A 24,918-nucleotide genomic window follows, 5' to 3' on the forward strand; every position below is an offset into this window, starting at 1 on the left:
CTTCCGCATGCGCCGCGTCGTGATCACCGGTCTGGGCATCGTTTCCTGCCTGGGCAATGATAAAGACACCGTCTCCGCCAACCTGCGCGCCAGCCGCCCCGGTATTCGCTTCAACCAGGAATACGCCGACATGGGCCTGCGCAGCCAGGTATCGGGCTCGGTAAACCTCAACCTCGAAGAGCTCATCGACCGCAAGGTCCTGCGCTTCATGGGCGATGCGGCGGCGTATGCCTACCTGGCCATGGAGCAAGCCGTTAAGGATTCCGGCTTCAACGCCGACGAAATCTCCGATCCGCGCTTCGGCCTGATCGCAGGCTCCGGCGGAGCGTCGACCATCAACCAGATGGAAGCCATCGACATCCTGCGCGACAAGGGCGTCAAGCGCATCGGCCCATATCGCGTACCGCGCACCATGAGCAGCACCGTGTCGGCCTGTCTGGCCACGCCGTTCCGCATCAAGGGCATCAACTATTCCATCGCCTCGGCCTGCGCCACCAGTGCGCACTGCATCGGCCATGCGATGGAGCAGATCCAGATGGGCAAGCAGGACGTGGTCTTCGCCGGTGGCGGTGAAGAAGAACACTGGAGCCAGAGCTGCCTCTTCGACGCCATGGGTGCCCTCTCCAGCCAGTACAACGCTACGCCGGAAAAAGCCTCGCGGGCCTATGACGCCAAGCGTGACGGCTTCGTCATCGCCGGCGGCGGCGGCATGGTGGTGGTCGAGGAACTGGAACATGCGCTCAAGCGCGGCGCCAAGATCTACGCAGAAATCGTCGGCTACGGCGCGACCTCCGACGGCTACGACATGGTCGCCCCGAGCGGCGAAGGCGCGCTGCGCTGCATGCAGCAGGCGATGGCCACCGTCGAGGGTCCGATCGACTACCTAAACACCCACGGTACTTCCACGCCGGTGGGCGACGTGGCCGAAGCCAAGGCCGTACGTAACATGTTCGGCGACAAGATCCCGGCCATCAGCTCCACCAAGAGCCTGTCCGGCCACTCCCTTGGCGCTGCCGGCGTACACGAAGCGATCTACTGCATGCTGATGATGCAAGGCAACTTCATCGCCGGCTCGGCCAACATCGACGAGCTGGACGCCGAGGTCGCCGACCTGCCGATCGTTCGCGAAACCCGCGAAGACGCCAAGATCGATACCGTCATGAGCAACAGCTTCGGTTTCGGTGGCACCAACGCCACGCTGGTACTCAAGCGCTGGAACGGCTGAGCAACTGACGTGCAAGCAAAAACGGCGCCCTAGGGCGCCGTTTCTGTTTCTACGTTGAACACCATGGGCCATGGCCCATGCCTGCTCCTTCTTATACGCGATCAGCCTCGCCTTGCGGCAGCGGATCGTAATCGCCGTGGGCAATGCAGGAGGCTGCGGTGAACAGCACGTCGGTCGACGAATTGAGCGCCGTCTCGGCCGAATCCTGAACGATGCCGATGATGAAACCGACCGCCACCACCTGCATCGCCAGCTCATTGGAAATGCCGAACAGGCTGCACGCCAACGGAATCAGCAGCAGCGAGCCGCCGGCCACGCCCGAGGCGCCGCAAGCGCAGACCGCAGCTACCAGGCTCAACAACAACGCAGACGGAATGTCGACCGCCACACCGAGCGTGTGTACTGCCGCCAGGGTCAGCACGGTGATGGTGATCGCCGCGCCCGCCATGTTGATGGTCGCGCCCAGCGGAATGGAGACCGAATAGGTGTCCTCATGCAGACCGAGGCGTTGGCAGAGCTGCAGGTTCACCGGAATGTTGGCCGCCGAGCTGCGCGTGAAGAACGCCGTCAGACCGCTTTCGCGCAGACAGGTCAACACCAGCGGGTACGGGTTGCGACGGATTTTCCAGAAGACGATCAGCGGGTTCATCACCAGTGCGACGAACAGCATGCAACCAACCAGCACGGCCAATAGATGCAGGTAACCCAGCAGCGCGTCGAAGCCGGATTCGGCCAAGGCCCCGGCGACCAGGCCGAACACCCCCAGCGGCGCGAAACGGATCACCACCCTCACGATCAGTGACACGCCGGACGACAGGTCGCCGATCAGCGCGCGGCTGCTTTCACTGGCGTGGCGGAAGGCGAAGCCGAGCCCGATCGCCCAGGCCAGGATGCCGATGAAATTGGCATTGAGCAGTGCCGACACGGGGTTATCGGCGACGCTGAAGAGCAGCGTGCGCAACACGGCCGAGATGCCTTCTGGCGGCACCACATCGGTGGCCTGGCTGACAAGCACCAGGCTCGATGGGAAGGCGAAGCTCGCCAGCACCGCAACGATCGCAGCGCTCAGCGTGCCCAGCGCATAGAGCAGCATGATCGGCTTGATATGGGTCGGCTGGCCGCGCTTGTGGTTGGCCAACGATGACATGACCAGCACGAACACCAGAATGGGCGCCACCGCTTTCAATGCCGCGACGAAGAGATCGCCGACCAGACTGGCTGACGCCGCCAGGCCCGGCGCAATCAGCGCCAACAGACAGCCGGCAACCAGACCGATAAGGATCTGACCCACCAGGCTGGTTCGGATAATGGCGCGAAGTATGGGGTTTGTCGCTTCAGACATTGGCGTGCATCCCTCTGGTGACTGGCGGACAGGCCCCACCTGCCCTGCCAAAAAACGGCGGATACTACGCTGCCAACGCCCCAAAGCCCAGCCTGCGGGCGCGCCGAAATGATGCGACCCAACCAAAACGCCCCGCGAAGCGGGGCATTTCGAAGAAAGACGAGGCCGTCAGGCGGTCCGGTCCTGCCCCGGAGCGGGCTTGCCTTCCAGCGGCGGCAACATAATGGCCTTCTCCAGATCGATGCCGGCACCCTCGGCGACCCGACGACCATAATCTTCGTCGCAGTGCCAGAAATGCCAGACCATGCGCAACTGGATATTTTCCGGACACTCCTTCATGTCAGCTACCAGGTTGGCGATCAGATCGTCGCGCTCCCAGTCCTCGAAGGTTCGATAGCGCTCGCCCGCCTGGGTGTAGTCGGCTGCTGTCTTGACCGTCTGGTAGCGCCCGAGATTGCCTTCGACCCAAGGGGTATGTTCCGTGCCGGGATAGGGCGATTCCTTCAGCCCGCCCTGGGAGCTGGGCTCGTAGTTCACGTGGGGATTTTCACCGCCGGCGTCTACATGAAAAGCCATCTGCCCGTCACGCTGGTTGGTGGCCGTCGGGCGCTTTGGTGCGTTGATCGGCAGCTGAAGGTAGTTGGGGCCGACGCGATAGCGCTGCGTATCGGAATAGGACAGCGTGCGGCCCTGCAGCATCTTGTCATCGGAGAAGTCGATGCCATCCACCAGCACGCCGGTACCGAAGGCGGCCTGTTCCGTCTCGGCGAAGAAGTTCGACGGGTTACGGTCGAGCACCAGACGCCCCACCGGCAGCAGCGGAAACTTATCCTCTGGCCAGCGCTTGGTGTCATCGAGCGGATCGAAGTCGAGTTCAGGGTGCTCGCCGTCGGCCATGATCTGGACGCACATTTCCCACTCCGGGTACTCGCCGCGCTCGATCGAATCGTACAGGTCACGGGTAGCATGGCCGACGTCGTGCTTCTGAATCTCGGCCGCCTGCTCGCTGGTCAGGTTCTTGACCCCAAGCTTGGGTTCGAACGAGAACTTACAGAGCACCGCCTCACCCTCGGCATTGACCAGCTTGTAGGTATTCACGCTGGAGCCTTCCATGTGCCGGTAATTGGCCGGAATACCCCAGGGGCTCTTCACCCAGGTCACCATGTGCAGCGACTCGGGATGATGCTGAACGAAATCGTAGAAGCGCCAGGGCTCCTGACGGTTGCTGAGCGGGTCGGGTTTGAAGGCATGGATCATGTCGGGAAATTTGATCGCATCGCGGATGAAGAAGATCTTCAGGTTGTTGCCCACCAGATCCCAGTTGCCTTCGACCGTATAGAACTTGATCGCGAAACCGCGCGGATCGCGCGCAGTTTCCGGGGATTCCTTGGCACCGATGACGGTTGAGAAACGCAGAAAGACCGGCGTCTTGCTGCCCGCCTCGGTGAGCACCTTGGCCCGCGTGTAAGTGGTTGCAGGCTCGCTGCCGATCTTGCCGTAGGCTTCGAAATATCCATGGGCAGCGGTGCCCCGCGCATGCACGACACGCTCGGGAATACGTTCGCGGTCGAAGTGGGTGATCTTTTCCAGGAACTGGTAGTTTTCCAGCGTGGCGGGACCACGTTCACCGACACTACGCAGGCTCTGGTTGTTGTGGACAGGATGCCCCTGTCGGTTGGTGAGGGATTTGATGTCTTCGGTCATGACAGAACTCCAGGCTGATCTATGAATCCGCTTGCTATGGATTCTGAAATCCCCCTGCCGCAAGGGTTCTCTTTCTCCGACGAACGCTGCTTTCCTGCCCCGTAATTGAAAAAAGACAGCTGCAAAGCCACAACCGAAACGCCTAGGCTTGGCATTGCCACTCACGCGCCATGGCGGCGCACGAAGGACCTGGACTTACCGCTCGATGATTAAGACATTCGCACTGTTCGGCATCACTGCCATCGCCGAGATAGTGGGCTGCTACCTGCCCTATCTTTGGCTCAAGCAGGGCAAGAGCGCCTGGCTGCTGTTGCCAGCCGCCGTGGCCTTGGCACTCTTCGCCTGGCTGCTCACCCTGCATCCGACCGAGGGCGCGGGACGCGTCTACGCAGCTTATGGTGGGGTTTACGTTGGCACGGCGCTGCTTTGGCTCTGGCTGGTCGATGGCATTCGACCCAGCGCTTGGGATGTGCTGGGCAGCCTGGTGGCGTTGGCAGGAATGCTGATCATCATGTTTGCGCCGCGCTCCGGCTGATCATTCCCTGCAGCGAAAGCAGCGCCCGCAATGGGGTATTACGGGCGGACCGCGCCTGCCCCTCGAAGTGCTGGCAATCACCAGGTTGCGCTCACTGCGCTGAACGGCTCCGTTGCCGCCGGACGCCGCGGGCACGAGGCGCAAAGGCGGCGGCGAACAGCATCACCAACAGCTCCGTAAGCCAAGCCAGCAGCAGGCCGCAACAAAGTGCCCAGGCGATGGCATCCGGTGCGAGCAGCACCTGATAGCGGTACCCGGTGTAGGTTTCATTGAGCAGTGCCCGATCGGCACCGGTGAGCAGGTGCCAGGCCCTGGCGTACCAGGGCGACTGCATCGCCTGCCATTCGTGATCCAGCATCGCCTTGCGCTGCAGCAGTGCGTTCAGGCTGCGCGCATCACTGCGGAAAACCGGATCCTCACTGTCGGCGTAATGCGCGACAAGGGCGCTCAGGTCGCCTCCGAAAAAGCGCCGCGCCGTGTCCTGAAACCCTTCGAGACTGAGGGTCGCCTCGATTCGGTGAGCCTCGACGCGCTTGCCGTAATCGGCCATGAAACCCGGCACCTGTACACCGACCAGCAGCCCGAGACCGAACAGCATCAGCCGCAGGTAGCTTCTCAGCATGCCGGGACCTGCCCGCGGGCGACACACTCGCCACCCCGCCATAGCGTCCAGTCGCCGGGCTCGTGAAGGGTCCAGCATTCGTTGTCAGTCAAAGGCTCGGTGGCCAGGACGGTGACCACGTCGTTGGGGGTGGTCTCGGCGTGAAAATCCACGGTCAGCTCCGCATCACGCAGTTGAGCAGGACCGAAGGGCGAGCGTCGAGTGATTTCCGCCAGCTTGGTGCTGCAGAAGCTGAACAACCACTCGCCATTGCTCAGCAGGCAATTGAACACGCCTCGGCTACGGTATTCGGAGCAGGCCCCAATCAGCGTTTCCAACAACGCCTGGACATCGACCGGCTCGGGATACTCCTTGCGGATGCGATTGAGCATGTCGCAGAAGGCCGCCTCGCTGTCCGTTTCGCCCACCGGGCGATAGAAACCGCGAGCGGGCTGGAAATCGGCAAGCTGGCCATTGTGCGCGAAACACCAGTGCTGGCCCCAGAGTTCGCGAACGAAGGGGTGCGTGTTGACCAGGCAGACCTTGCCGACATTGGCCTGCCGGATGTGGCCGATGACCACTTCGCTCTTTATCAGATAGTGCTGCACCATCTTCGCGACTTCCGACTCGCAGCTCGCCACCGGGTCTTGAAACAGGCGCAGCCCCCGCCCCTCATAGAAGGCGATGCCCCAACCGTCTTTGTGCGGGCCGGTCTTGCCACCGCGCTGCATCAGACCGGTAAAGCTGAACACGATATCAGTGGGGACGTTAGCGCTCATGCCGAGCAATTCACACATGCCTTGCCTCCGCTGTTCGACCAGAGTCTTGCTGCCCGGCGACTATAGACGCGGTTCCGTGCGCGCGGAGCGGCCGATCGGCCTTCTCCTGTCGTCATCCAACTCACCGTCCTCCATGCGTTCGCGCAGGGTACGCGAGTCGCCCTGCCCCTCGTCCTCTTCGCCGCGACGCTGCCTCAGCCAGCGCTCGAGCGGCCAACGGAGAGCGACCAGGGCCAGGTAGAGACCGAAAGCGATCAGGCCGTAGAGTGCGAGGTCTGCGACGGCACGCCAGGCGTTGTTGCCGATCTTGAACAACACATCCAGCGCCGTGATGGCGATCGCTGGCGCGAACAGTTCACGAGTGGGCTCCACGATCGTAGGCGTGAACAGCAAGACTGCCACCACCAGCCGCAGCGGCTCACGCAGCCAGCGCCATAGCGGGCGGGTCATGCGGAACCAGACCAGAAGAAGTCCCAGGGCGCCGACCCCATAAAGGGCCCAGGCCAGGAGGTATTCGTTTTGTGCAATCAGCATGTAGGACTCTCAACTACCGAAGCGGAGCGATGATCGGCGGGACCGGATCGCGCTTCGCGCCAGCCTGCAGGCCATTCGAAGCGCGATGATAACAGGCCTGTCGCACGACCTGCGCGAGCTTGCCAAAAACCGCCCGTGACGAGGCCCGTAGGAAATACCAGGACAGAAAGGATTCACAAGCCGGGCACCTAAAATGACCGCCGCAATGCCATACTGAATACAACTGTCATCTCAGGAGGAGCGCCATCATGACTTACAAGTATCTTCTGGTCGCAACCGATTTGAACGACGAATGCCATCCGGTCGTCGCTCGGGCACAGGACCTCGCGACCGCCAGCGGCGCCCGGCTTGCGCTCGTGCACGTGATCGAGCCAATGGCCATGGCGTTCGGCGGTGACGTCCCGATGGACTTGTCGATGTTGCAGCAGCAACAGTTCGACCAGGCCCGCGAACGGCTCGACGGCTTCGCCAGCCATTACCCGAGCCTGAGTCCGGAGCAGCGTTTCCTGGCCTACGGCCAGCCGCGTCAGGAAATCCACCGCCTGGTCAAGGAACAGGGTTGCGACCTGGTCGTCGTGGGTAGCCACGGTCGCCACGGGTTGGCGCTGCTACTCGGCTCCACTGCCAATGACATTCTGCACGGAGCGCCTTGCGACGTACTGGCCGTGCGCCTCAATCGCGCCGAATGACTTCGCTGGCGCCTGGTGCGCAGGTGCCAGCTCCCTCCTAGTCGCTGTCGAGCTCTTCGCCGGCGCTCATCACCAACGGCCTGATCTTCTGCAACTGGGTTTCCAGCGAATAGGTCAGGCTCGTAGCCATCGAAAAGAAAGCCAGGAAGGCCTTCAGATTGGCGTCGGCGCTGCAGGTCTCGTGAATGCGCTGCCAGAACGCCTGATTGACCAGCTGCAGCTGCTGGAACAAACGCACCAGCCCCCTCAGCTCCCAATCGACGTGGCGACCTTCGCGCATGTTGAAGTACTGCCGCGCCAGATAGAGCGAAATCGAACGCAGCACGAACTCCTGATTGCTGGCGAACGGCAGATGCTGCTGGGCCATGGGCTTGAGTCTTGCCAGTACAGGACAGGCGCTGGTCGCCATGATCAAGCCCAGCAGCGAGCGCAGGCCTTCGTCCAGGCCGACCAGCTTGCTGTATTCACGCTCGCGGGTACGGATCCACACCTGCGCTTTATGTACCGCCGCAAGGCCACGGAAATCCTCGATCACCCGTTGCAGGTCCAGCGCCGCAGGGCAGTGGCTGAACTGATCTCTCGACAATGGGCAGTTGCTGCACTGCTGATGCTCGAGGCGCGTCCAACGGGGCGCTTCGGCCGTGGCGCGCTCGTCATAGCCGCGCTCGAGCTGTATCCGGTAATGAAACTCGTGTTGATCGTCCAGGGTGATGCGATAGTCGATAGCCATCTCGTGCCGATCACCTGGTCGTGGCGTTCACTCTTCGAGTTCGGCCCAACGTTCCAGCAGGCGATCGAGTTCCTCTTGCTGGCCTTCCAGACGGGACAGCACCTCGCTGGTCTGGTCGGCGGATTGTTGATAAAACGCGGGGGCGGACATCTGCGCCTGCAGCGCCTGTATGTTCCGCTCCGCCGCATCGATGAGTCCCGGCAACGCCTCGAGCTCGCGCTGCAGTTTGTAGCTGAGCTTCTTGCGCGCAGCAGGCTCGGGCCCGGCCATTGCCGGTGCTTCGGTGGCCGGCTTGGCGGGTCCGGACTTGTTCTCCTTCTGTTCCCCCACACCCAGCAGTCGCGGTGACCCACCCTGGCGCAGCCAGTCCTGGTAACCCCCTACATATTCACGGACCTGGCCCTCACCTTCGAAAACCAGCGTGCTGGTGACCACGTTATCCAGAAAGGCACGGTCGTGGCTGACCATCAGCACCGTGCCCTGGAATCCCAGGAGCACTTCCTCGAGCAATTCGAGCGTTTCGACGTCCAGGTCGTTGGTCGGCTCGTCCAGCACAAGCAGGTTGGCGGGCTTGCTGAACAGCTTGGCGAGCAAGAGACGTGCCCGCTCGCCTCCGGACAGCGCCTTGACTGGGGTCCGGGCACGCTGAGGGCTGAACAGGAAGTCGCCCAGATAGCTCAATACGTGGCGGTTCTGCCCATCGATGGTGATGAACTCACGGCCTTCGGCCATGTTGTCGATGACCGTCTTCTCAGGCTCGAGCTGGTGACGCAACTGGTCAAAATATGCCACTTCGAGCTTGGTGCCGGCTTCGATGGTGCCCGCGGTGGGTTGGAGGTCACCGAGCAGCAGCTTGAGCAGCGTCGTCTTGCCGGTGCCGTTTGCACCCAGCAGACCGATACGGTCGGCACGCTGCAGGACGATGGAAAAGTCTCGGATCAGCGGCTCACCATTGGCATGGGCGAAGTCGACGTGCTCCGCGACGATCACCTGCTTGCCCGACTTCTCGGCGGTTTCGATCTGGAAGCTGGCCTTGCCTTGGCGCTCGCGTCGCTCGCTACGCTCGGCGCGCATCGCCTTCAAGGCGCGGACACGCCCCTCGTTGCGGGTACGCCGGGCCTTGATGCCCTGGCGAATCCAGACCTCTTCCTGGGCGAGCTTCTTGTCGAACAGCGCGCTGGCCGTTTCCTCCGCTGCGAGTTGTTGCTCCTTGTGAACCAGAAAACTGGCGTAGTCGCCCGCCCAGTCGATCAAATGGCCACGGTCGAGCTCCAGAATGCGTGTCGCCAGGTTCTGCAGGAAGGCGCGGTCGTGGGTGATGAACAGCACCGCGCCGTTGAACCCCATCAACGCCTCTTCCAGCCAGGCGATCGCACCGATGTCCAGGTGGTTGGTCGGCTCGTCCAGCAGCAGCAGATCCGGTTCGGACACAAGCGCCTGCGCCAGCAGCACCCGCCGACGCCAGCCACCCGAAAGTTCGGCCAGGGTCTTTTCGGCAGGCAGCTGCAGGCGGCTCAGCGTGCTGTCCACCAACTGCTGCAGCCGCCAGCCATCCTTGGCCTCCAGGGCCTGCTGCACGTGCATGAGCTTGTCGAGATCGGCCTCGTCCTTGATGTTCTGGCTCAAGTGGTGGTACTCGGCGAGCAGCTCGCCCACACCGGCCAGGCCCTCGGCGACGACGTCGAATACGGTGCGCTCGTCGGCACGAGGCAATTCCTGGGGCAGTTCACCGATCTTCAGCCCCGGCGCCTTCCAGATCTCACCGTCGTCGGCGGCCTGATCACCCTTGACCAGACGCAGCAGGCTGGACTTCCCCGTACCGTTGCGCCCGATGATGCATACCCGCTCGCCCCGGGCGATCTGCCAGGACACCTGATCCAGCAATGGGGTGGTGCCATAGGCGAGTGACACATCGGTGAACTTGAGCAGAGTCATGGGTACCTCCCGGAAACAGGGCGCGCATTCTAACAGAAGGAGGCCGTCCCAACGGCGGTGCGCGAGGCTTTCGCCAGGCGGTAAAGACCGGTCACGCTCCTCGTTCCTGCTACGCTCGTCGGAAGTATCGCTCTCAATGGTGTCGGGAGTTTTCCCCTCATTCCGCTGCCTCGGTGAGCACGTTAAGCTACCGCCAACCCCCTAATGTCCCCGTCCTTCGGAAGTATCATGCGCGGTCGACTTTCCAGTTTCGTTGTTTGCCTGTTCCTTTCTGCCGCCTCCCTCACCTCGCATGCCGCCACACTCAGCCAACAGCGCCAGTACTACGATGAAGCCAAGAACGCGCTCGCCAAAGGCGATCGAGGGCCGTACACCCGGTACGCCAGCGTTTTGAAGGATTACCCGCTGACGCCTTATCTGGCCTATGACGATCTCACCGCACGATTGAAGACGGCGAGCAACAGCGAAGTCGACCGTTTCCTTACCGAGCATGGCGACCTGCCCCAGGCCAGCTGGATGAAACTGCGCTGGCTGCGCCTGCTGGCCCAGCGCGGAGACTGGCAGCCGTTCGTCAAGTATTACGATCCCAAGCTCAATTTCACCGAACTCGACTGCCTCCATGGGCAGTACCAGCTCAGCCACGGTCAGCTCAACGAAGGATTCGCCACCGCCGAGCGGCTGTGGCTGGTCGGCAAATCCCAGCCAGACGCCTGCGACCGCCTGTTCGATCGCTGGGCCGCTGAGGGCCAGCTGACCGAAGAGCGCATCTGGAAGCGCACCCAGCTGGCCGTCGAGGCCGGCAACTACAGCCTGGCAACCTTTCTGTCCAAGCGCCTGCCGACCTTGCAATCTCAGGCACAGCTGATGATCGAGGTGGCTCAGAAGCCGCAGATGCTCAGCCAGGCCAACCGGTTCGCCCCAACCAGCGAAGTCATGGGTGACGTGGTCGGCATCGGCCTGCGCCGGCTGGCCCGGCAAGATCCTGAAAAGGCGATGGGCATGCTGGAAAGCTATGCGGCCCGGATGAAGTTCTCGAGCGACGAAAGGGTCGCGATCGCCCGCCAGATCGGCCTGACCTTCGCACGACGGTTCGACCCCAGGGGCCTGCAGGTGATGGCCAGCTATGATCCGGAGCTGCGCGACAACACCGTGAGCGAGTGGCACGCCCGTCTGCTATTGCGCCTGGGGCGCTGGGATGAGGCCTATGCATTGATCCAGCGTTTCCCGCAGGAGCTGGCCGAGACCAATCGCTGGCGTTACTGGAAAGCGCGTAGCCTGGAGCTTGCCCAGCCCAAAAGCCCACAAATCGCCCAGCTTTATCAGCCAGTGGCCAAGGAACGCGACTTTTATGGCTTTCTCGCGGCTGACCGGATCCAGGCGCCCTACAAGCTCAACCACCAGCCCCTCGCGCTGAGCAAATCGGTGACGGAGAAGGTGCGCAACACTCCGGGCATTCGCCGGGCGCTGGAGTTCCATGCCCGCGGCCAGATCGTCGATGGGCGGCGCGAGTGGTACCACGTGAGCCGGCATTTCAACCGTGACGAGATGGTGGCCCAAGCCCGACTGGCTTATGACATGGAGTGGTATTTCCCCGCCATTCGAACCATCAGCCAGGCGCAATACTGGGATGACCTGGACGTCCGCTTTCCGATGGCACACCAAGGGACACTGGTACGCGAAGCGAAGAAGCGCGAGCTGCACCCCAGCTGGGTGTTCGCCATCACCCGGCAGGAAAGCGCGTTCATGGCCGATGCCCGCTCCGGCGCTGGCGCCACCGGCCTGATGCAATTGATGCCGACAACGGCCAAGGAAACCGCCCGCCGCTTCGACATTCCGCTGGCCTCAGCACAGCAGGTGTTGAACCCGGACACCAACATCCAGCTCGGCGCCGCTTACCTGAGCCAGGTCTACGGGCAATTCAACGGCAACCGGGTGCTTGCCTCGGCTGCCTACAATGCCGGCCCAGGGCGTGTCAGGCAGTGGTTACGCGGTGCCGAGCACCTGTCGTTCGATGTATGGGCCGAGAGCATCCCATTCGACGAAACCCGCCAATACGTGCACAACGTGCTGTCGTACGCGGTGATCTACGGGCAGAAACTCAACGCTCCCCAGCCCTTGGTGGAGTGGCACGAGCGTTACTTCGACGCGCGCTGAGCCCAGTCCCGCGTCGGCCTCGCTTCCGGCGCGCGGGCACGCTCAGTCGAGAACTTCTACCGGCATGCCCACGACCAGCTCGCCCTCGCCTTCGGCGATCAGATTCTGCCCGAAGAACACCCCACCCTCGCCCTTGCGATAGGACTGCAAGGTCGCGAGCGGCTCGCGGTCTTCGCCGCGTACGCCTAGGAGTGGGTCGATGGTCGTGATGATGCAGCGCGAGCAGGGTTTTACGACACGAAACTCTACGGTGCCGATTCGAATCCGTCGCCACTGGTCTTCCGCATAAGGGGCGGCCCCGCTGACTACCAGATTTGGGCGAAACCGTGTCATCGGCAGCGGTCGGCCGACTTTTTCTGAAAGGTCGTCCAGCGATGCCTGGCCTATCAGCAGAAACGGAAAGCCATCGGTGAAGGCGGTGCGCTCGCCCACCCGTGCATATCCGGTATCGACCTGCATAGCCCGTTCGCTCGGCAGGTAAACCAGACGGCACGGGCGACCTAGCAATAAGCTCAGCCATTGCGCTGCGTCGTCGCCTGCATCGGGCATCAGCGCGCTTTCACGCCAGATACGCACCCCGCGTAAATCGGCCGTGGCAGCTGGCACCTCGACCAACAGGTCCGGCATCCCGTTCGCCTGCAGACGCAACGCCGTTTCTCCGACCCAACGGGCGGTGAGCAGCGCCATGCTAGGCAATAGTCGCTGAGTGAAGAAGGCGCCACTGGCAGCATCGACCACCATCCAGCGACGGTCGCCGGCCAACCCGATACGCTCGATGCCAGCGCGCTGCAGCGGCTCGGCAGCGGTGGATTTCAGAGGGAAGCGATACAGGGAGGAAAGGTGCACGGACTGCGCCTCGTTTGTTCGGAACGAAAGCGCAGCAGCATACCTCAGGAACCGGTCAGCTTGCCTGATCGAGCAGCAAGCGCTCGCGGATCACTTCGACGAGTCTTTCAGGCTGGAACTTGGACAGGAAGTCATTGCAACCAACCTTCTGCACCATGGCCTGGTTGAAGCTGCCCGACAGCGAAGTATGCAGCACCACGTAAAGATCGCGCAGGCGTGGATCGTTGCGAATCTCGGTGGTCAGGCGGTAACCGTCCATCTCCGGCATCTCGGCGTCGGTGAAGACCATCAACAGCTTGTCGGTCAGCACCTCGCCCTCATCGGCCCAGCTCTTGAGCAGCTTCAGGCCCTTCAGGCCATCGCTGGCGGTATGCATCTTCAGGCCAAGCTGGGTGAGCGTCTCGCGCAGCTGCGCCAACGCCACCGAGGAGTCGTCAACCAGCAGCACCTCACGGCCATAGGCGCGCTTGAGCACCGGATCGTCAAGGTGCTCGGAGGATATCTTGGTGTTGTAGGGCACGATCTCGGCCAGCACCTTTTCAACGTCGATGATCTCGACCAGCTGCTCTTCCACCTTGGTGATCGCAGTCAGGTAGTGCTGACGACCGGCGCTGCCCGGCGGCGGCAGGATCGATTCCCAGTTCAGGTTGAGGATTCGATCGACACCGCCCACCAGGAACGCCTGCACGGAGCGGTTGTACTCGGTGACGATGATGGTGCTGCGCTCATCGGGAATCAGCGGCCGCAGGCCGATCGCCTGGGACAGATCGATCACCGGCAGGGTCTGCCCGCGCAGGTTGATCACACCGCAGACATAACGATGGCGGTGCGGCATCAGGGTCAGCTTGGGCAGCTGCACCACTTCTTGGACCTTGAACACGTTGATCGCGAACTGCTGACGTCCCGATAGGCGGAACATGAGGATTTCCAGTCGATTCTCGCCCACCAGCTGCGTGCGTTGATCGACCGAATCGAGAATACCGGCCATTTCAGGCTCCTAAATGATATCGGGATAACGGAATATCGGCGGCCGGGGGCCGCTCTTGAACCCGTTATCGACAGGATTTAACGGAACCTAACCTAGCACAATGCCATCATCGCCGTTCGCCGGGCGCATGTGGTGCCCCGCTATAGGGCACCGCCGATAGGCATTCAGCTGTCTATCGGCGTGACCGGATCTGGATGGGCCATGAGCAATGGGCAGCGCGGCGGCAGGTGCACACGCAACGCGCGCTCGCGCAGCGAAATCCGCAGCTCCTTCGCCGCCGTCGGCTCGCCATCCAGGTTGATGTCGATGGCTTCAGGCGCATCCAGCTCGATCCAGGCCATGCGGGCGCTGATCGAAACCGACTCGAGCCCGCGCAGCCCGCCACTGAGCAGGGTACCCAAGGTGGCCACCGCGTCGGCTGGCGCGGGCACGATGCAGACATCCAGCAGGCCGTCGTCGATCTGCGCATGTGGACACAGCAGTTGCCCCCCGCCCGCCTGCCGCCCATTGCCGATGCCGAGAGCGAGAAAATCGCCCTCCCACTCGAAGTCGGGACCGCGGAAATGGCCCCAGGCCGAACTGACTTCGGCGAAGCGTGTGAGACCCGTGAGGAGGTACGCACCACCACCGAGCACTTTCTTCAAGTCTTCGGAGGTATTGGCGGTCACCCTGGAGCCGAAACCGCCGGTAGCCATATTAAGGAAGATCTGACCATTGACCTCGCCCACATCCATCGGGACCGGCGACTCGTCGAGCAGGGCCAGCGCCTCATCGGGTTGCAGGGAGATTCCGGCGGCTCTGGAGAAATCGTTGGCGGTACCGAGTGGCAGTATCGCCAGGCTCGCCTCGGCCTGCTCCAGGACCAACGCTTCGGCCACATCCCGCAGGGTGCCGTCCCCCCCTCCCGCGATGATCGTGCGGTATCCGGCCGCGAGGGCCTCGCGCACGATGCGCTGACTGTCTCCAGCCTCCCAGGTCACCCGCACGGCAAGGTCCCAACCCAACTTGCGCCGCTCTTCCACCGCAAGGCGTACATCGTCGTTGAGGGCCTGCTTGCCATGCAGCACCAATAAAGCCTTGGGCTCGCTCATTACCGCTCCTTCGTTAACCCGTACGTCGATCAGACCCGAGCCAGGCGGTTAAGTTGTCAAGCCCTCGGACCAGTATTTCGCGGAGCGACGTTCGGACAACTGGCACCTCAACGGTGCCGAACAGCCTGTTGGAGCGCACCGAAAAAGCGCTGTTAAAACAAGGTTTTCGGCAGCTGTGGCGTAGCTCGGGAATTTCTTTTCAGCGCGTCCGAACGAATGAACTCATTTCAGAGCGGACGGTCGGAGCAGAGGTCCGAATGATGGTCGCTTCTGGCACACGGCCACCAGACCCGCGCACCGCCGCGTTTCAAATTGAGTATTGAGCTAGCTAGTTAGCTGGGGAAGGAGCCTTTATGCGCTTGCAGTCTGTGGGAACCCTTGAATACGCACATCCGAGTTTCGTCGATTATTTCCTGGCCAGCGTCCGGCTGATTCACGGCCTCACTGCCATCCTGCCCGGACTTCTGCTGCTGGCTTACTTCCCGGACACGATTACAGCTGGCGGCGTGTTCAGCGCCTTTCTGTTTTTCTTCGCCATCATCAGCGTGGTGATCTTTCAGAGCCTTGGCATCTACAGCGAAGAAGTCTTCAGTACGCTGCTGCGCTTTCGCGTCATGCTGCTCGCCTGGGCAGCGGCGTTCAGCCTGCTGATCTTCATGCACCAGGGCATGGGCATGTTCAGCTACCTCGAGCCGGCGCACCTCGCGTTCTGGTTCATCGCCAGCACGGTCCTGTTCGGTGCCGAGCGCCTGATGATGCTCGCTCTGTTCCGCCGTCTGATGGCTCGCGGAATGTTCCTGCAGAACGCGGTGATTCTCGGTGGTACCGACAACGGCATCCGCGTGGCCGAATACCTGCAGCACAACCAGGACATCCGCACCGGAGTCCTCGGCTTCATCGACGATCGCCTCGAGCGCTTGCCGAGCACCCTCGCTGACCTCCCGCTGCTGGGCAACACCCGTGACCTGGAGCGGATGATTCGCGAAGAGAAGGTCTCCCAGGTACTGGTCGCCCTGCCCTGGTTCGCCGACAGCCGAATCGGCCAGGTGATCAACGAACTGCGCAAGTTGCCGGTCAACGTGTTGCTGGTACCGGACATGGTTGCCTTCCGCCACGCCAACAAACGCATCACCGAAGTGGCAGGCCTGCCAACGCTGATGGCATCCGATCTGCCATTGCGCGGCTGGTCGCCGCTGTTCAAGCGCCTGGAAGACATCATTCTTTCCGGCATCGCGCTGCTGTTCGCAGCCCCAGTGATGCTGATCATCGCCGCTGCCATCAAGCTCGACTCGCCCGGCCCGGTGCTGTTCCGCCAAAAGCGCTACGGCTACAACAACCGCCTGATCGAAGTGTTCAAGTTCCGCTCGATGTACCACGCCAAGAGCGATGCCAACGCCGAGCGCCAGACCACCCGCGGCGATGATCGCATCACCCGTGTGGGCCGCTTCATCCGCAAGACCAGCCTCGACGAACTGCCACAACTGCTCAACGTGTTCCTGGGCAGCATGTCGATGGTAGGCCCTCGTCCCCACGCCACCGCCACCAAGGCTGCCGGCGTGCTGTTCGAAGACGCCGTGGCCGAATACTCGGCACGCCATCGCGTCAAACCCGGTATCACCGGCTGGGCGCAGATCAATGGCTATCGCGGTGAAACCGACACGCTGGAAAAGATCGAAAAGCGCGTCGAATTCGACCTGGATTACATCGAGCGCTGGTCGGTGTGGTTCGACCTGAAGATCCTGTTCTTGACCGTCCCGGCGCTGCTCTTCAACAAGGACGTGTACTGACCTTTCTCTATGTCGCTACCGAGCACTGCGCGACGGTGCAATCGGTGTGAACCGGAGTCGCCTACGTACTCCGAAGGACGGATAAGGAACTAAATGAATCTCGTGATTATCTCATTGACGATCCATGACGCAGACACCTCAACCTGCCCCTCGATTCGGTGCGGAGCTGAGTATGTTCAATAACATCTTGATCGTTTGTGTCGGGAATATCTGCAGAAGTCCGATGGCCGAAACGTTGCTCGGTCACAGACTCCAGGGAAAAGGCCTGACGATTCATTCGGCAGGCATAGGCGCACTAGTAGGGAACCCTATGGACAAGACCGCCCATGAAGTATTGCAGGACAACGGACTGGAACACTCGGCGCATCGTGCGCGCCAGGTGGAAAGCGACATGCTTCACCAGGCCGATCTGATCCTTGCAATGGAAAACAGTCATATCCAGCACATTCGCCAGATAGCGCCCGAGGTGCATGGCAAGACTTTCCTTATTGGGAAATGGCAACAGGATCTGGAAATACCCGATCCCTATCGCCAATCCAAACCCGCCTTTGAACATGTCTACAGCCTTTTGACCCAGTCCGTCGAAAGCTGGCTTCCTTACCTTAAATAGTAGAAGAAGGAACTTCGATGACTACCATGCCTCGCCCTATTTATGAAAACAAAGAGGAGAAGGACATTGATCTTGCCCACCTCTTTGACACTTTCCTCAACAACCGTGGCCTGATTCTTGGGATTACCGGTTTCTTTGCCGCGCTGGGCATCGCTTACGCGTTATTGTCGACACCGGTGTATCTGGCCACCGCGCTGATTCAGATCGAGCCGAAAAACGGCCTGCCGAGCCTGACCGACGTCGTGAAGGTCAATCCACCGGTCTCCCCTGCAGAAACCGAAATCTCTCTGCTCAAGTCGCGTACCGTCGTCGGCTCCGCAGTCGAGGCGCTCAACCTCGACATCGTCACCGAGCCGCATCACTTCCCGCTTATCGGCGGCTTCATGGCGCGCCGCTTCGAACCTTCCGAAGAAGGTGAGCTGGGCTGGTACCCGGCAGGGTTCGATTCCTTTGCCTGGGGTGGCGAGAAGCTGCGTATCACCGAACTGCTGGTTCCGGACAAGATGCACGGCGAAGAGCTGACTCTCGAGGCAGCTGAAAACAACGGCTTCATCCTGCGTGATATCGACAACGAAGTGGTCGTCCAGGGCACCGTCGGCGAGTCTATCGAAAACGGCGAGTACCGCATCACCGTCGCGGAATTGCTGGCTCGCCCGGGCACCACCTTCTCGGTCATCAAGAACCGCACCTACAACACCACCGAAAGCTATCAGCAGCGTCTGAGCGCGGGCGAGCGCGGTAAGCAGTCGGGCATCATCGGCGTCTCGCTGGAAGATCCGGATCCGGAAAAAGCCGTTCTGGTCCTCGAAGAAGTCGCCAATCGCTACGTCGGCCAGAACGTGGCACGCAACGCGGCCGAAGCGACTCAGAGCCTCGAATTTTTGAACGAGCAGATCCCCCAGATCCGTGCTCAGTTGAACGAAGCGCAGACTGCACTGAACAAGTTCCAGACCGGTAACCGCTCGGTGGACATCACGGCCGAAACCCAATCGGTACTCGACCGCATCGTCGACCTGGAAAAGCAGATCTCCGAACAGAACCTCAAGCGCACGGAGATGGAGCGCCGCTTCACGCGTCAGCACCCGAACTTCCAGTCGCTGATGAATCAGATCGCTCAGCTCGAAGGACAGAAGGAAAACCTGGAAAAGCAGATCGGCACCCTGCCGTCTACTCAACAGGAGCTGCTGCGCCTTAATCGCGACGTGGAAGTAACGTCCGAAACCTACTCGATGCTGCTGAACAAGACCCAGGAACTGGACATCATCCGCGCCGGCACCGTGGGTAACGTTCGCATCATCGACCATGCGGCGGCCGACATCGAAAACCCGGTCAAGCCGAACAAGCCGCTGGTGGTGATCGTCGCCACCATCCTGGGTGGCATCCTGGCCGTGCTATTCGTATACGTCCGTGAAGCGCTAAAGCGCGGCGTGGAAAACCCCGAAGAAATCGAGCGCACGGGTACTCCGGTCTATGCGGCCATCCCGTTCAGCGAGAAGCAGGGTGCGATCGAGAAGCGCCTGGCCAACTTCAAGCGCGACAAGAGCAACGCGTCCTACCTGCTCTCCGTCACAGATCCGGCGGACCTGGCCACCGAAGCGATGCGCAGCCTGCGTACCAGCCTGCACTTCGCCATGATCGAGGCGAAGAACAACGTCCTGATGATCACCGGCCCAAGCCCTGCCGTCGGCAAATCGTTCGTCACCACCAACCTGGCGGCGGTCATCGCCCAGTCCGGCAAGAAGGTGCTGCTGGTCGATGCCGACATGCGCAAGGGCTACATGCACAAGGTCATGCGCTGCCAGCCTGACAAGGGCCTGTCGGACATCCTGTCGGGCCGTATCACGCTGTTCGATGCGATCCAGAAGACCCAGCTGAACAACCTGCACGTGATCAGCCACGGTCAACTGCCGCCCAATCCGTCCGAACTGCTGATGCACGAGAACTTTGCACGCTTCGTGCGGGAAGTGAGCACCATGTACGACCTGGTGATCTTCGATACCCCGCCGATTCTCGCGGTAACCGACGCGGCCCTGGTGGGCAGCCAGGCTGGTACCACCCTGATGGTTACCCGCTACGGCCTCAATGGCGTCAAGGAAATCGAAGCGGCCAAGCGCCGGCTCGAGCAGAACGGCCTGCTGGTCAAAGGTGTGATCTTCAACGCCGTGGAGCGCAAGGCTTCCACCTATGGCGAGTACGGTTACTACCAGTACGACTATCAGACCACCAAGTAACGGTCATCCGCTCTCCGATGCGTTCGCGCATCGGAGAGGCCGAGATGTGAACCGGTTACCAGCGCAACGAGTCGCTTTGCCCAGCGACACAAACAAAAGGGAATTTAGACGCACGCGATGTTGTCCATAACGCGTCGTTACCGCTCTAGGTCGCGGCATAACGAGCCTTACGAGGCTTCTTGCAACGCGACAATAAGCCTCTCGCATCAAGAAGAACTCCCCGAGCCACGCAGGCCCTCGGCCTCTTCCTCTTTGCCGACGAAGGTGCACATCCATATGGAAAAGAAAACGTATAAGCAGGTAGCTGGCAAACGGCGATGGCTGCTTGGCATTGCCGCTGCCCTGGCAGGCTCACTGGCTATGGCAGACCAGAAGCCGGCGCAGCGCGCAACGGTGAATTCAGGTCTCGACCTTGTAGGGACCAATATGTCGGCGGCGCTTTTCGCCCCGCACATTCTTCCCGGTAAGTTGGGGACCAACTACTTCTATCCCGACAAAAGCTATTTCGCGTACTACAGCTCGAAGAATATCCGGCTGATCCGCTTCCCCTTTATCTGGGAGCGCGTTCAGCACGATCTGGATAAAGGGCTGAACTTCGACCAGATCCGTCTGTTGAGACGAACCCTGGACTACGCTGCGGCCCATGGCCAGAAGATCATTCTGGATATGCACAACTATGGTCGCTACAAGGACCAGCTGATCGGTAGCCCGGCCGTTCCCTACGAGGCCTACGCCAACATCTGGCGCAAACTGGCTGAAACGTTCAAGGACCATCCTGCGCTGTACGGCTACGACATCATGAACGAGCCGCATAGCACCCAGGGTCTCTGGCCAGGTGCCGCCCAGGCAGCCGTGTACGCCATTCGTGAAGTCGACCGGAAGACACCGATCATCATTGAAGGCGACCGCTGGGCAAGTGCCTTCCACTGGCCGCATTACAACGCCGATCTTCTGATCGAGGATCCAGCGGACAATCTCATCTATTCGGCGCACCTTTATCTCGACTCTGATTTCTCCGGCAAGTACGAGCCGGAAAACAGCAAGGACATCGATCCGATGCTGGGCGTCGAGCGTGCTCGACCCTTCATCGAATGGCTGAAGACGCACAACCTCAGAGGGTTCCTTGGGGAATACGGGATTCCAGACGACAACGAAGAAATGAAAGTCGCCATGGATAACCTGCTCGCCTACCTCAACGACAATTGCGTACCCAGCGCTTACTGGTCCGCAGGACCTGGCTGGGGCACTTACAAACTTTCACTTGAGCCGCGCGACGGCCAGGACCGCCCTCAAATGAAGATCATGCAAAAACACCTCGCTAACAGTTGCACCGAGATTGGACCTTTCCCTGATTGACGCGACGGTTCAAGAAAGACATTAACGGAGTTATTCCCACATGAAATTCGGCTTGCTATGGCATTCGTTCTCTTCCGGCAACCTCGGCGTAGGTGCGTTGAGCATCTCGAACATGTTGCTGATCGACGAAGCCGCGCGCAAAAAAGGGATTACGCCGGAATTCCTTATCATTGGCTCGTCCGGTCCAAGCAACTATCCGCCATCGACCGAGCGCTTCAAATATGAATTCATCGAGTTCAACGAGAAAACGCTGCTCAAGAGCCCACTGACGCTGCTCAACGCGATCCGGTCCTGCGACGCAGTCTTCGACATCGGTGAAGGCGACAGCTTCTCCGACATTTATGGCAACAAGCGCCTAATCAAGCTGCTTCTGAGCAAAGGCATGGCGCTGACCGGGCACGTTCCACTGATCCTGTCGCCACAGACTATCGGGCCGTTCAAGTCCGATATCGCAGCGAAGGCGTCAGCATACGTGATGAAAAAGTCGTCGATGGTGTTCGCCCGCGACCATCAGTCGTTCAGCGTCCTGAACCGCCTGGACATCGAGAACCGCGACGAGGTCATCGACGTTGCTTTCGCCCTGCCCTTCACCCGCAGCAGCGAGCATCGTTCACCTGATCGGCTGGCGGTTGGCATCAGCGTCTCGGCGCTGCTGCACCATGGCGGCTACGAGGGGAGTTCGAACCAGTTCGGGCTGCGCGCCAACTACGAGGAACTCACCTCGCGACTGATCGAGGCGCTGATTGCCCAGGGCCATGAAGTCCATTTGGTGCCACATGTGATCCCCCTCGGCTTCCCCGAAGAAGACGACTACACCGTGTCAGAAGCGCTTCGCGAGCGCTATCCGCAGCTCAAGCTCGCCCCCCGCTTCAAGGGTCCGATCGAGGCGAAGTCCTATATCAGTGGCCTGGACTTTTTCATAGGCGCGCGGATGCACGCGACCATCGGTGCATTCTCGGCGGGTATTCCCGTGGTGCCGCTCGCCTACAGCCGAAAGTTTTCCGGCCTGTACGAGTCGCTGGACTACCACCGCGTCGTCGATCTCAAGACCGAGTCCACCGACAGCGCTCTGCAAAAGGTTCTCGATAGCCTCGAGAACCGTGAGCAGTTGCGCCAGGAGGTCGCCGCTGGCGCAGAGATCATCAAGCGCAAGCTCGCAGCCTATGGCGCAGCTCTGGAAGACATCATGACTTCGCTCATCCAGGGACAGCCCGCTTATCAGGAATGACGCATGCGCGATCATGCCCTAATGGGGATCACCACCGCGGCTCGCACCGCGGTGGCCCTCGGCACGCTTTTGATTCTGGCCCGTACCCTCGGGCCTAGCGACTTCGGTTTCATCTCCATCGTCATCACCTGGTCCACCATCGTGGCCCTGGTGACCGACTACGGCTTCGGCATGCGCGCCTTGCGCGACATTGGCGCCGAGCGCGACCGCGCGGGAGAAATCATGTCGGCAAGCCTGGCAGCCAAGACGCTGCTGGTCCTGCCCGCGTGCGTGATTCTGATTCCGTTGATTCTCTTCGTGTTCGAACTTCAACCGATCGAGCGCTTCGCCGCCGTGCTGTTTCTGCTCGGCACGCTCGCCTCTTCCTATGGCGACCTGGGGCTGACGGTATTCCGCAGCATTGGCCAGTTCCACCGGGAAACGAAGATCGTGGCCATTACCGCCGCGCTGCATTTCGTGCTGATCGGGATGGCGATCCTGTCCCACAACGATGTGCTGGTGATCGGTATCGCCTTCCTCGTCTCGCGTCTGATCTATGCCGGTGCGGCATTGCACGCCCTGTCGAAGATCCTCGATCTGCGCGGCATCATGCGCAATTCCTGGCGAGTGCTTGCCGAGCGCTTCAAGTCCTCGACCAGCTTTGCCGTGGACAGCGGCGCGACGAACATCTTCGCCCAGCTCGACGTCATCCTCGTCAATCATCTGGCCGGCCGTGAAGCCGCAGGGATTTACTTCGCCGGATCGCGCCTTATCCAGGGCGCGGTCCCGTTCAGCGTATTGCTCGCCAGCGTGCATATCCCGCGCTTCGCCCATCGTTTGCACCACAAGAGCGCCGGCCTGTTCCGCTACGGGATGAGGATTCTTGCCGAGTACGTAGGGATGGGGCTTGTCTTCGCGCTGGCGTTCCTGTTCATCGGCCCGCTGTTCACTGATTACTTCCTGGGCCCCGAGTATGCAGAGCTCAACACGCTGTGGCTGGCCTTTGCCTGCTTCACCGCTTCGCGCTTCGTCGCTGCAGGCCTGGGCGTGCAGCTGATCGCGCTGGGAACCGGATTCTTGCGCACTTTCGGAATCATCTCCTCGGGCGTGATCACCGTGCTTTGCTATTGGTTTTTTATACCGAGCCACGGGATACAAGCGGCGCCTTGGGTGTCAACTCTCGGCATGATCGTGCTGACACTCATCTATGGATATGCGGTGCTCAATATTTTCCGCAAGCAGCGGGTCAGTTAATTATGCCGGCCGGGGTCGGCGCAGTGGTCGCTTAAGGAAAAGGCAGGTATGAAAGCATTGTTGAAACGCGTCATGAACAACGATCTGTGCAGCGGTTGTGGGATGTGCAGCGCCGCCGCAGAAGATGACGCCATCAAGATCAGGATCAATGAGGACGGTTACCGTCGACCTTTCCTGAATCCCACCTATCAATCCAAGCCGGTTGCCGATGCGACGACTTCCGCGGCATTCGGCAAATCCTGCCCCGCCCTGAACCTCGATATCCGCCCCTACAAATCGGAGAACTACCATCCCATCTGGGGTGAAATCCTGGACACGCTCAAAGGGTACGCAGCCGACGACGAGATTCGTCAGGCTGGATCGTCCGGAGGTGTGATTTCCGCGCTCGCCCAGTATTGCCTGGACAAGAAGCTGGTCGACGGCGTGATCCAGATCCAGGCCTCCTTGGACGACCCGCTGGAGAACGTCGCGGTGATCAGCCGCTCGCGGCAGAACGTGATCGCCTCGTCGGGTTCGCGGTACGCGCCGGCCTCGCCAGCCGAAGCCCTTAAGTGGGTGGCGATGTCGACCGAAAAGTACCTGTTCATTGGCAAGCCTTGCGACGTCGGTGCCGTTCGCCAGATGCAGCAGCACAACCCACGGCTCAAGGAAAATATTCCGCTGATCGTTTCCTTCATGTGCGCGGGTACACCGAGCCTCCACGGCACCTACCAAGTGCTAGACCAGCTCAACGTCAAGCGCGACGACGTCACCACCTTCCGTTATCGCGGCGACGGCTGGCCAGGCCTGACCAAGGCCACGCTGAAAAATGGCGATTCGCGAACCATGACCTACAACGACTCCTGGGGAAAGGTACTCAACCGACACCTGCAGACCCGCTGCAAGATCTGCCCCGACGGCATCGGTGAGTTCGCCGACATTGTCTGCGCTGATGGCTGGGAAGGAGATGAAAAAGGTTATCCCTCTTTCGCTGAGCGAGAAGGCAACTCGCTGATTCTGGTACGCACGGCAAAAGGCCGAGAACTTTTCCGAAACGCCGAGGCCGATGGCGTTGTCAAAGCGGAAACCTTCGATACCAACAGCATCTTTTCGATACAGCCGTTCCAGTACTACCGCCGCACGACCATCTTGCCGCGGTTGATGGCGATGAAACTTCTAATGCTCAAGACGCCCAGCTACAAAGGCTTCGAACTGGCTAAAGGGATGCGTGAAATCGGGCTTTACCAAAGTTTCAAGGCGTTTACCGGCTTGCTGGTAAGACGCAAGAAAATCAAGAAGCGCCCACTGGAAACGGCATGATCCGGTGCGGCGAACAAGGGA

General features: G+C 60.9%; 21 protein-coding genes. 11 read left to right on the plus strand and 10 right to left on the minus strand.

Translation table 11 applies throughout. The features are described from left to right. Positions 1–7 precede the first annotated feature (7 nt). Complete coding sequence (gene fabB, locus G7026_RS17450) at positions 8–1,225, plus strand: beta-ketoacyl-ACP synthase I (RefSeq protein ID WP_181072185.1); 1,218 nt, start codon at positions 8–10, stop codon at positions 1,223–1,225. A 91-nt stretch (positions 1,226–1,316) separates the two neighbouring features. On the opposite strand, the gene sstT is transcribed toward fabB, so the two are convergent. Together sstT and G7026_RS17460 are read right to left on the minus strand one after the other, a co-directional pair. After that, complete coding sequence (gene sstT, locus G7026_RS17455; protein ID WP_181072186.1) at positions 1,317–2,567, minus strand: serine/threonine transporter SstT; 1,251 nt, start codon at positions 2,565–2,567, stop codon at positions 1,317–1,319. Positions 2,568–2,735: 168 nt separating this feature from the next. Further along, complete coding sequence (locus tag G7026_RS17460) at positions 2,736–4,271, minus strand: catalase (RefSeq protein WP_181072187.1); 1,536 nt, start codon at positions 4,269–4,271, stop codon at positions 2,736–2,738. A gap of 205 nt (positions 4,272–4,476) precedes the next feature. Here G7026_RS17460 and G7026_RS17465 point away from each other — a divergent pair, with 205 nt between their 5' ends. Continuing rightward, positions 4,477–4,806, plus strand: a complete 330-nt coding sequence (locus tag G7026_RS17465; protein ID WP_181072188.1) for a YnfA family protein — start codon at positions 4,477–4,479, stop codon at positions 4,804–4,806. 91 nt (positions 4,807–4,897) lie between these two features. On the opposite strand, the gene G7026_RS17470 is transcribed toward G7026_RS17465, so the two are convergent. The 3 genes from G7026_RS17470 to G7026_RS17480 are packed head-to-tail and all read right to left on the minus strand — an operon-like array spanning position 4,898 to position 6,720. Further along, positions 4,898–5,428 carry a DUF2937 family protein gene (locus G7026_RS17470; RefSeq protein ID WP_181072189.1) on the minus strand — a complete coding sequence of 177 codons (531 nt, stop codon included), beginning with the start codon at positions 5,426–5,428 and terminating at the stop codon, positions 4,898–4,900. Next, on the minus strand, positions 5,422–6,204 hold the full coding sequence (locus G7026_RS17475) for a class II glutamine amidotransferase (RefSeq protein ID WP_181072190.1): 783 nt from the start codon (positions 6,202–6,204) through the stop codon (positions 5,422–5,424). The genes G7026_RS17470 and G7026_RS17475 overlap by 7 nt, the downstream gene beginning before the upstream one ends. Positions 6,205–6,246: 42 nt before the next feature. Then, entirely contained in the window at positions 6,247–6,720 is a 474-nt protein-coding gene (locus G7026_RS17480; RefSeq protein ID WP_181072191.1) for an MFS transporter, read from the minus strand. Between the two features lie 248 nt (positions 6,721–6,968). Between G7026_RS17480 and G7026_RS17485 the strand changes: the two genes are divergently transcribed. Beyond that, complete coding sequence (locus G7026_RS17485) at positions 6,969–7,409, plus strand: universal stress protein (RefSeq protein ID WP_181072192.1); 441 nt, start codon at positions 6,969–6,971, stop codon at positions 7,407–7,409. Between the two features lie 37 nt (positions 7,410–7,446). Here the strand turns inward: G7026_RS17485 and G7026_RS17490 are convergent, their stop codons facing one another. Both G7026_RS17490 and G7026_RS17495 read right to left on the minus strand, forming a co-directional pair. Then, positions 7,447–8,139 carry a DUF6901 family protein gene (locus tag G7026_RS17490; protein WP_181072193.1) on the minus strand — a complete coding sequence of 231 codons (693 nt, stop codon included), beginning with the start codon at positions 8,137–8,139 and terminating at the stop codon, positions 7,447–7,449. Positions 8,140–8,166: 27 nt separating this feature from the next. Further along, positions 8,167–10,074, minus strand: coding sequence for an ATP-binding cassette domain-containing protein (locus G7026_RS17495; RefSeq protein WP_181072194.1), 1,908 nt, complete (start codon positions 10,072–10,074; stop codon positions 8,167–8,169). A 228-nt stretch (positions 10,075–10,302) separates the two neighbouring features. Here G7026_RS17495 and G7026_RS17500 point away from each other — a divergent pair, with 228 nt between their 5' ends. Next, the gene (locus G7026_RS17500; RefSeq protein WP_181072195.1) at positions 10,303–12,228 is read left to right on the plus strand and encodes a transglycosylase SLT domain-containing protein; all 1,926 of its coding nucleotides are present in this window, start codon (positions 10,303–10,305) and stop codon (positions 12,226–12,228) included. Positions 12,229–12,270: 42 nt separating this feature from the next. On the opposite strand, the gene G7026_RS17505 is transcribed toward G7026_RS17500, so the two are convergent. From G7026_RS17505 to yegS, 3 genes are all read right to left on the minus strand, one after another. After that, entirely contained in the window at positions 12,271–13,074 is an 804-nt protein-coding gene (locus G7026_RS17505) for an MOSC domain-containing protein (protein WP_181072196.1), read from the minus strand. Positions 13,075–13,129: 55 nt separating this feature from the next. Then, positions 13,130–14,062: a chemotaxis protein CheV gene (locus G7026_RS17510; protein ID WP_181072197.1), complete on the minus strand. Its 933-nt coding sequence runs from the start codon at positions 14,060–14,062 to the stop codon at positions 13,130–13,132. 164 nt (positions 14,063–14,226) lie between these two features. Beyond that, positions 14,227–15,153 (minus strand): lipid kinase YegS, encoded by a 927-nt coding sequence (gene yegS, locus G7026_RS17515; RefSeq protein WP_181072198.1) that lies wholly within the window; start codon positions 15,151–15,153, stop codon positions 14,227–14,229. A 353-nt stretch (positions 15,154–15,506) separates the two neighbouring features. On the opposite strand from yegS, the gene G7026_RS17520 reads away from it, so the two are divergent. The 7 genes from G7026_RS17520 to G7026_RS17550 all read left to right on the plus strand — a co-directional run bounded on the left by G7026_RS17520 (position 15,507) and on the right by G7026_RS17550 (position 24,897). After that, a complete protein-coding gene (locus tag G7026_RS17520; protein ID WP_181072199.1) occupies positions 15,507–16,940 on the plus strand; it encodes an undecaprenyl-phosphate glucose phosphotransferase in 1,434 nt (477 codons plus the stop codon). Positions 16,941–17,112: 172 nt separating this feature from the next. Next, entirely contained in the window at positions 17,113–17,550 is a 438-nt protein-coding gene (locus tag G7026_RS17525) for a low molecular weight protein-tyrosine-phosphatase (protein WP_181072200.1), read from the plus strand. A gap of 17 nt (positions 17,551–17,567) precedes the next feature. Continuing rightward, entirely contained in the window at positions 17,568–19,781 is a 2,214-nt protein-coding gene (locus G7026_RS17530) for a polysaccharide biosynthesis tyrosine autokinase (protein WP_181072201.1), read from the plus strand. Between the two features lie 276 nt (positions 19,782–20,057). Further along, positions 20,058–21,137, plus strand: a complete 1,080-nt coding sequence (locus G7026_RS17535) for a glycoside hydrolase family 5 protein (protein WP_375138213.1) — start codon at positions 20,058–20,060, stop codon at positions 21,135–21,137. Between the two features lie 40 nt (positions 21,138–21,177). After that, positions 21,178–22,365, plus strand: a complete 1,188-nt coding sequence (locus G7026_RS17540; protein WP_181072202.1) for a polysaccharide pyruvyl transferase family protein — start codon at positions 21,178–21,180, stop codon at positions 22,363–22,365. A gap of 3 nt (positions 22,366–22,368) precedes the next feature. Next, positions 22,369–23,598, plus strand: a complete 1,230-nt coding sequence (locus G7026_RS17545) for an oligosaccharide flippase family protein (protein WP_181072203.1) — start codon at positions 22,369–22,371, stop codon at positions 23,596–23,598. Between the two features lie 48 nt (positions 23,599–23,646). Next, positions 23,647–24,897, plus strand: coding sequence for a Coenzyme F420 hydrogenase/dehydrogenase, beta subunit C-terminal domain (locus G7026_RS17550; RefSeq protein ID WP_181072204.1), 1,251 nt, complete (start codon positions 23,647–23,649; stop codon positions 24,895–24,897). Positions 24,898–24,918: the final 21 nt, after the last annotated feature.

The organism is Stutzerimonas azotifigens (assembly GCF_013522725.1).
Classification (GTDB): domain Bacteria; phylum Pseudomonadota; class Gammaproteobacteria; order Pseudomonadales; family Pseudomonadaceae; genus Stutzerimonas; species Stutzerimonas azotifigens_A.

Excerpts from the sequence above, each read along its gene's own strand:
- fabB (WP_181072185.1), top strand. The coding sequence starts at position 8 with ATGCGCCGCGTCGTGATCACCGGTCTGGGCATCGTTTCCTGCCTGGGC.
- sstT (WP_181072186.1), bottom strand. The coding sequence starts at position 2,567 with ATGTCTGAAGCGACAAACCCCATACTTCGCGCCATTATCCGAACCAGC.
- G7026_RS17460 (WP_181072187.1), bottom strand. The coding sequence starts at position 4,271 with ATGACCGAAGACATCAAATCCCTCACCAACCGACAGGGGCATCCTGTC.
- G7026_RS17465 (WP_181072188.1), top strand. The coding sequence starts at position 4,477 with ATGATTAAGACATTCGCACTGTTCGGCATCACTGCCATCGCCGAGATA.
- G7026_RS17470 (WP_181072189.1), bottom strand. The coding sequence starts at position 5,428 with ATGCTGAGAAGCTACCTGCGGCTGATGCTGTTCGGTCTCGGGCTGCTG.
- G7026_RS17475 (WP_181072190.1), bottom strand. The coding sequence starts at position 6,204 with ATGTGTGAATTGCTCGGCATGAGCGCTAACGTCCCCACTGATATCGTG.
- G7026_RS17480 (WP_181072191.1), bottom strand. The coding sequence starts at position 6,720 with ATGCTGATTGCACAAAACGAATACCTCCTGGCCTGGGCCCTTTATGGG.
- G7026_RS17485 (WP_181072192.1), top strand. The coding sequence starts at position 6,969 with ATGACTTACAAGTATCTTCTGGTCGCAACCGATTTGAACGACGAATGC.
- G7026_RS17490 (WP_181072193.1), bottom strand. The coding sequence starts at position 8,139 with ATGGCTATCGACTATCGCATCACCCTGGACGATCAACACGAGTTTCAT.
- G7026_RS17495 (WP_181072194.1), bottom strand. The coding sequence starts at position 10,074 with ATGACTCTGCTCAAGTTCACCGATGTGTCACTCGCCTATGGCACCACC.
- G7026_RS17500 (WP_181072195.1), top strand. The coding sequence starts at position 10,303 with ATGCGCGGTCGACTTTCCAGTTTCGTTGTTTGCCTGTTCCTTTCTGCC.
- G7026_RS17510 (WP_181072197.1), bottom strand. The coding sequence starts at position 14,062 with ATGGCCGGTATTCTCGATTCGGTCGATCAACGCACGCAGCTGGTGGGC.
- yegS (WP_181072198.1), bottom strand. The coding sequence starts at position 15,153 with ATGAGCGAGCCCAAGGCTTTATTGGTGCTGCATGGCAAGCAGGCCCTC.
- G7026_RS17520 (WP_181072199.1), top strand. The coding sequence starts at position 15,507 with ATGCGCTTGCAGTCTGTGGGAACCCTTGAATACGCACATCCGAGTTTC.
- G7026_RS17525 (WP_181072200.1), top strand. The coding sequence starts at position 17,113 with ATGTTCAATAACATCTTGATCGTTTGTGTCGGGAATATCTGCAGAAGT.
- G7026_RS17530 (WP_181072201.1), top strand. The coding sequence starts at position 17,568 with ATGACTACCATGCCTCGCCCTATTTATGAAAACAAAGAGGAGAAGGAC.
- G7026_RS17535 (WP_375138213.1), top strand. The coding sequence starts at position 20,058 with ATGGAAAAGAAAACGTATAAGCAGGTAGCTGGCAAACGGCGATGGCTG.
- G7026_RS17540 (WP_181072202.1), top strand. The coding sequence starts at position 21,178 with ATGAAATTCGGCTTGCTATGGCATTCGTTCTCTTCCGGCAACCTCGGC.
- G7026_RS17545 (WP_181072203.1), top strand. The coding sequence starts at position 22,369 with ATGCGCGATCATGCCCTAATGGGGATCACCACCGCGGCTCGCACCGCG.
- G7026_RS17550 (WP_181072204.1), top strand. The coding sequence starts at position 23,647 with ATGAAAGCATTGTTGAAACGCGTCATGAACAACGATCTGTGCAGCGGT.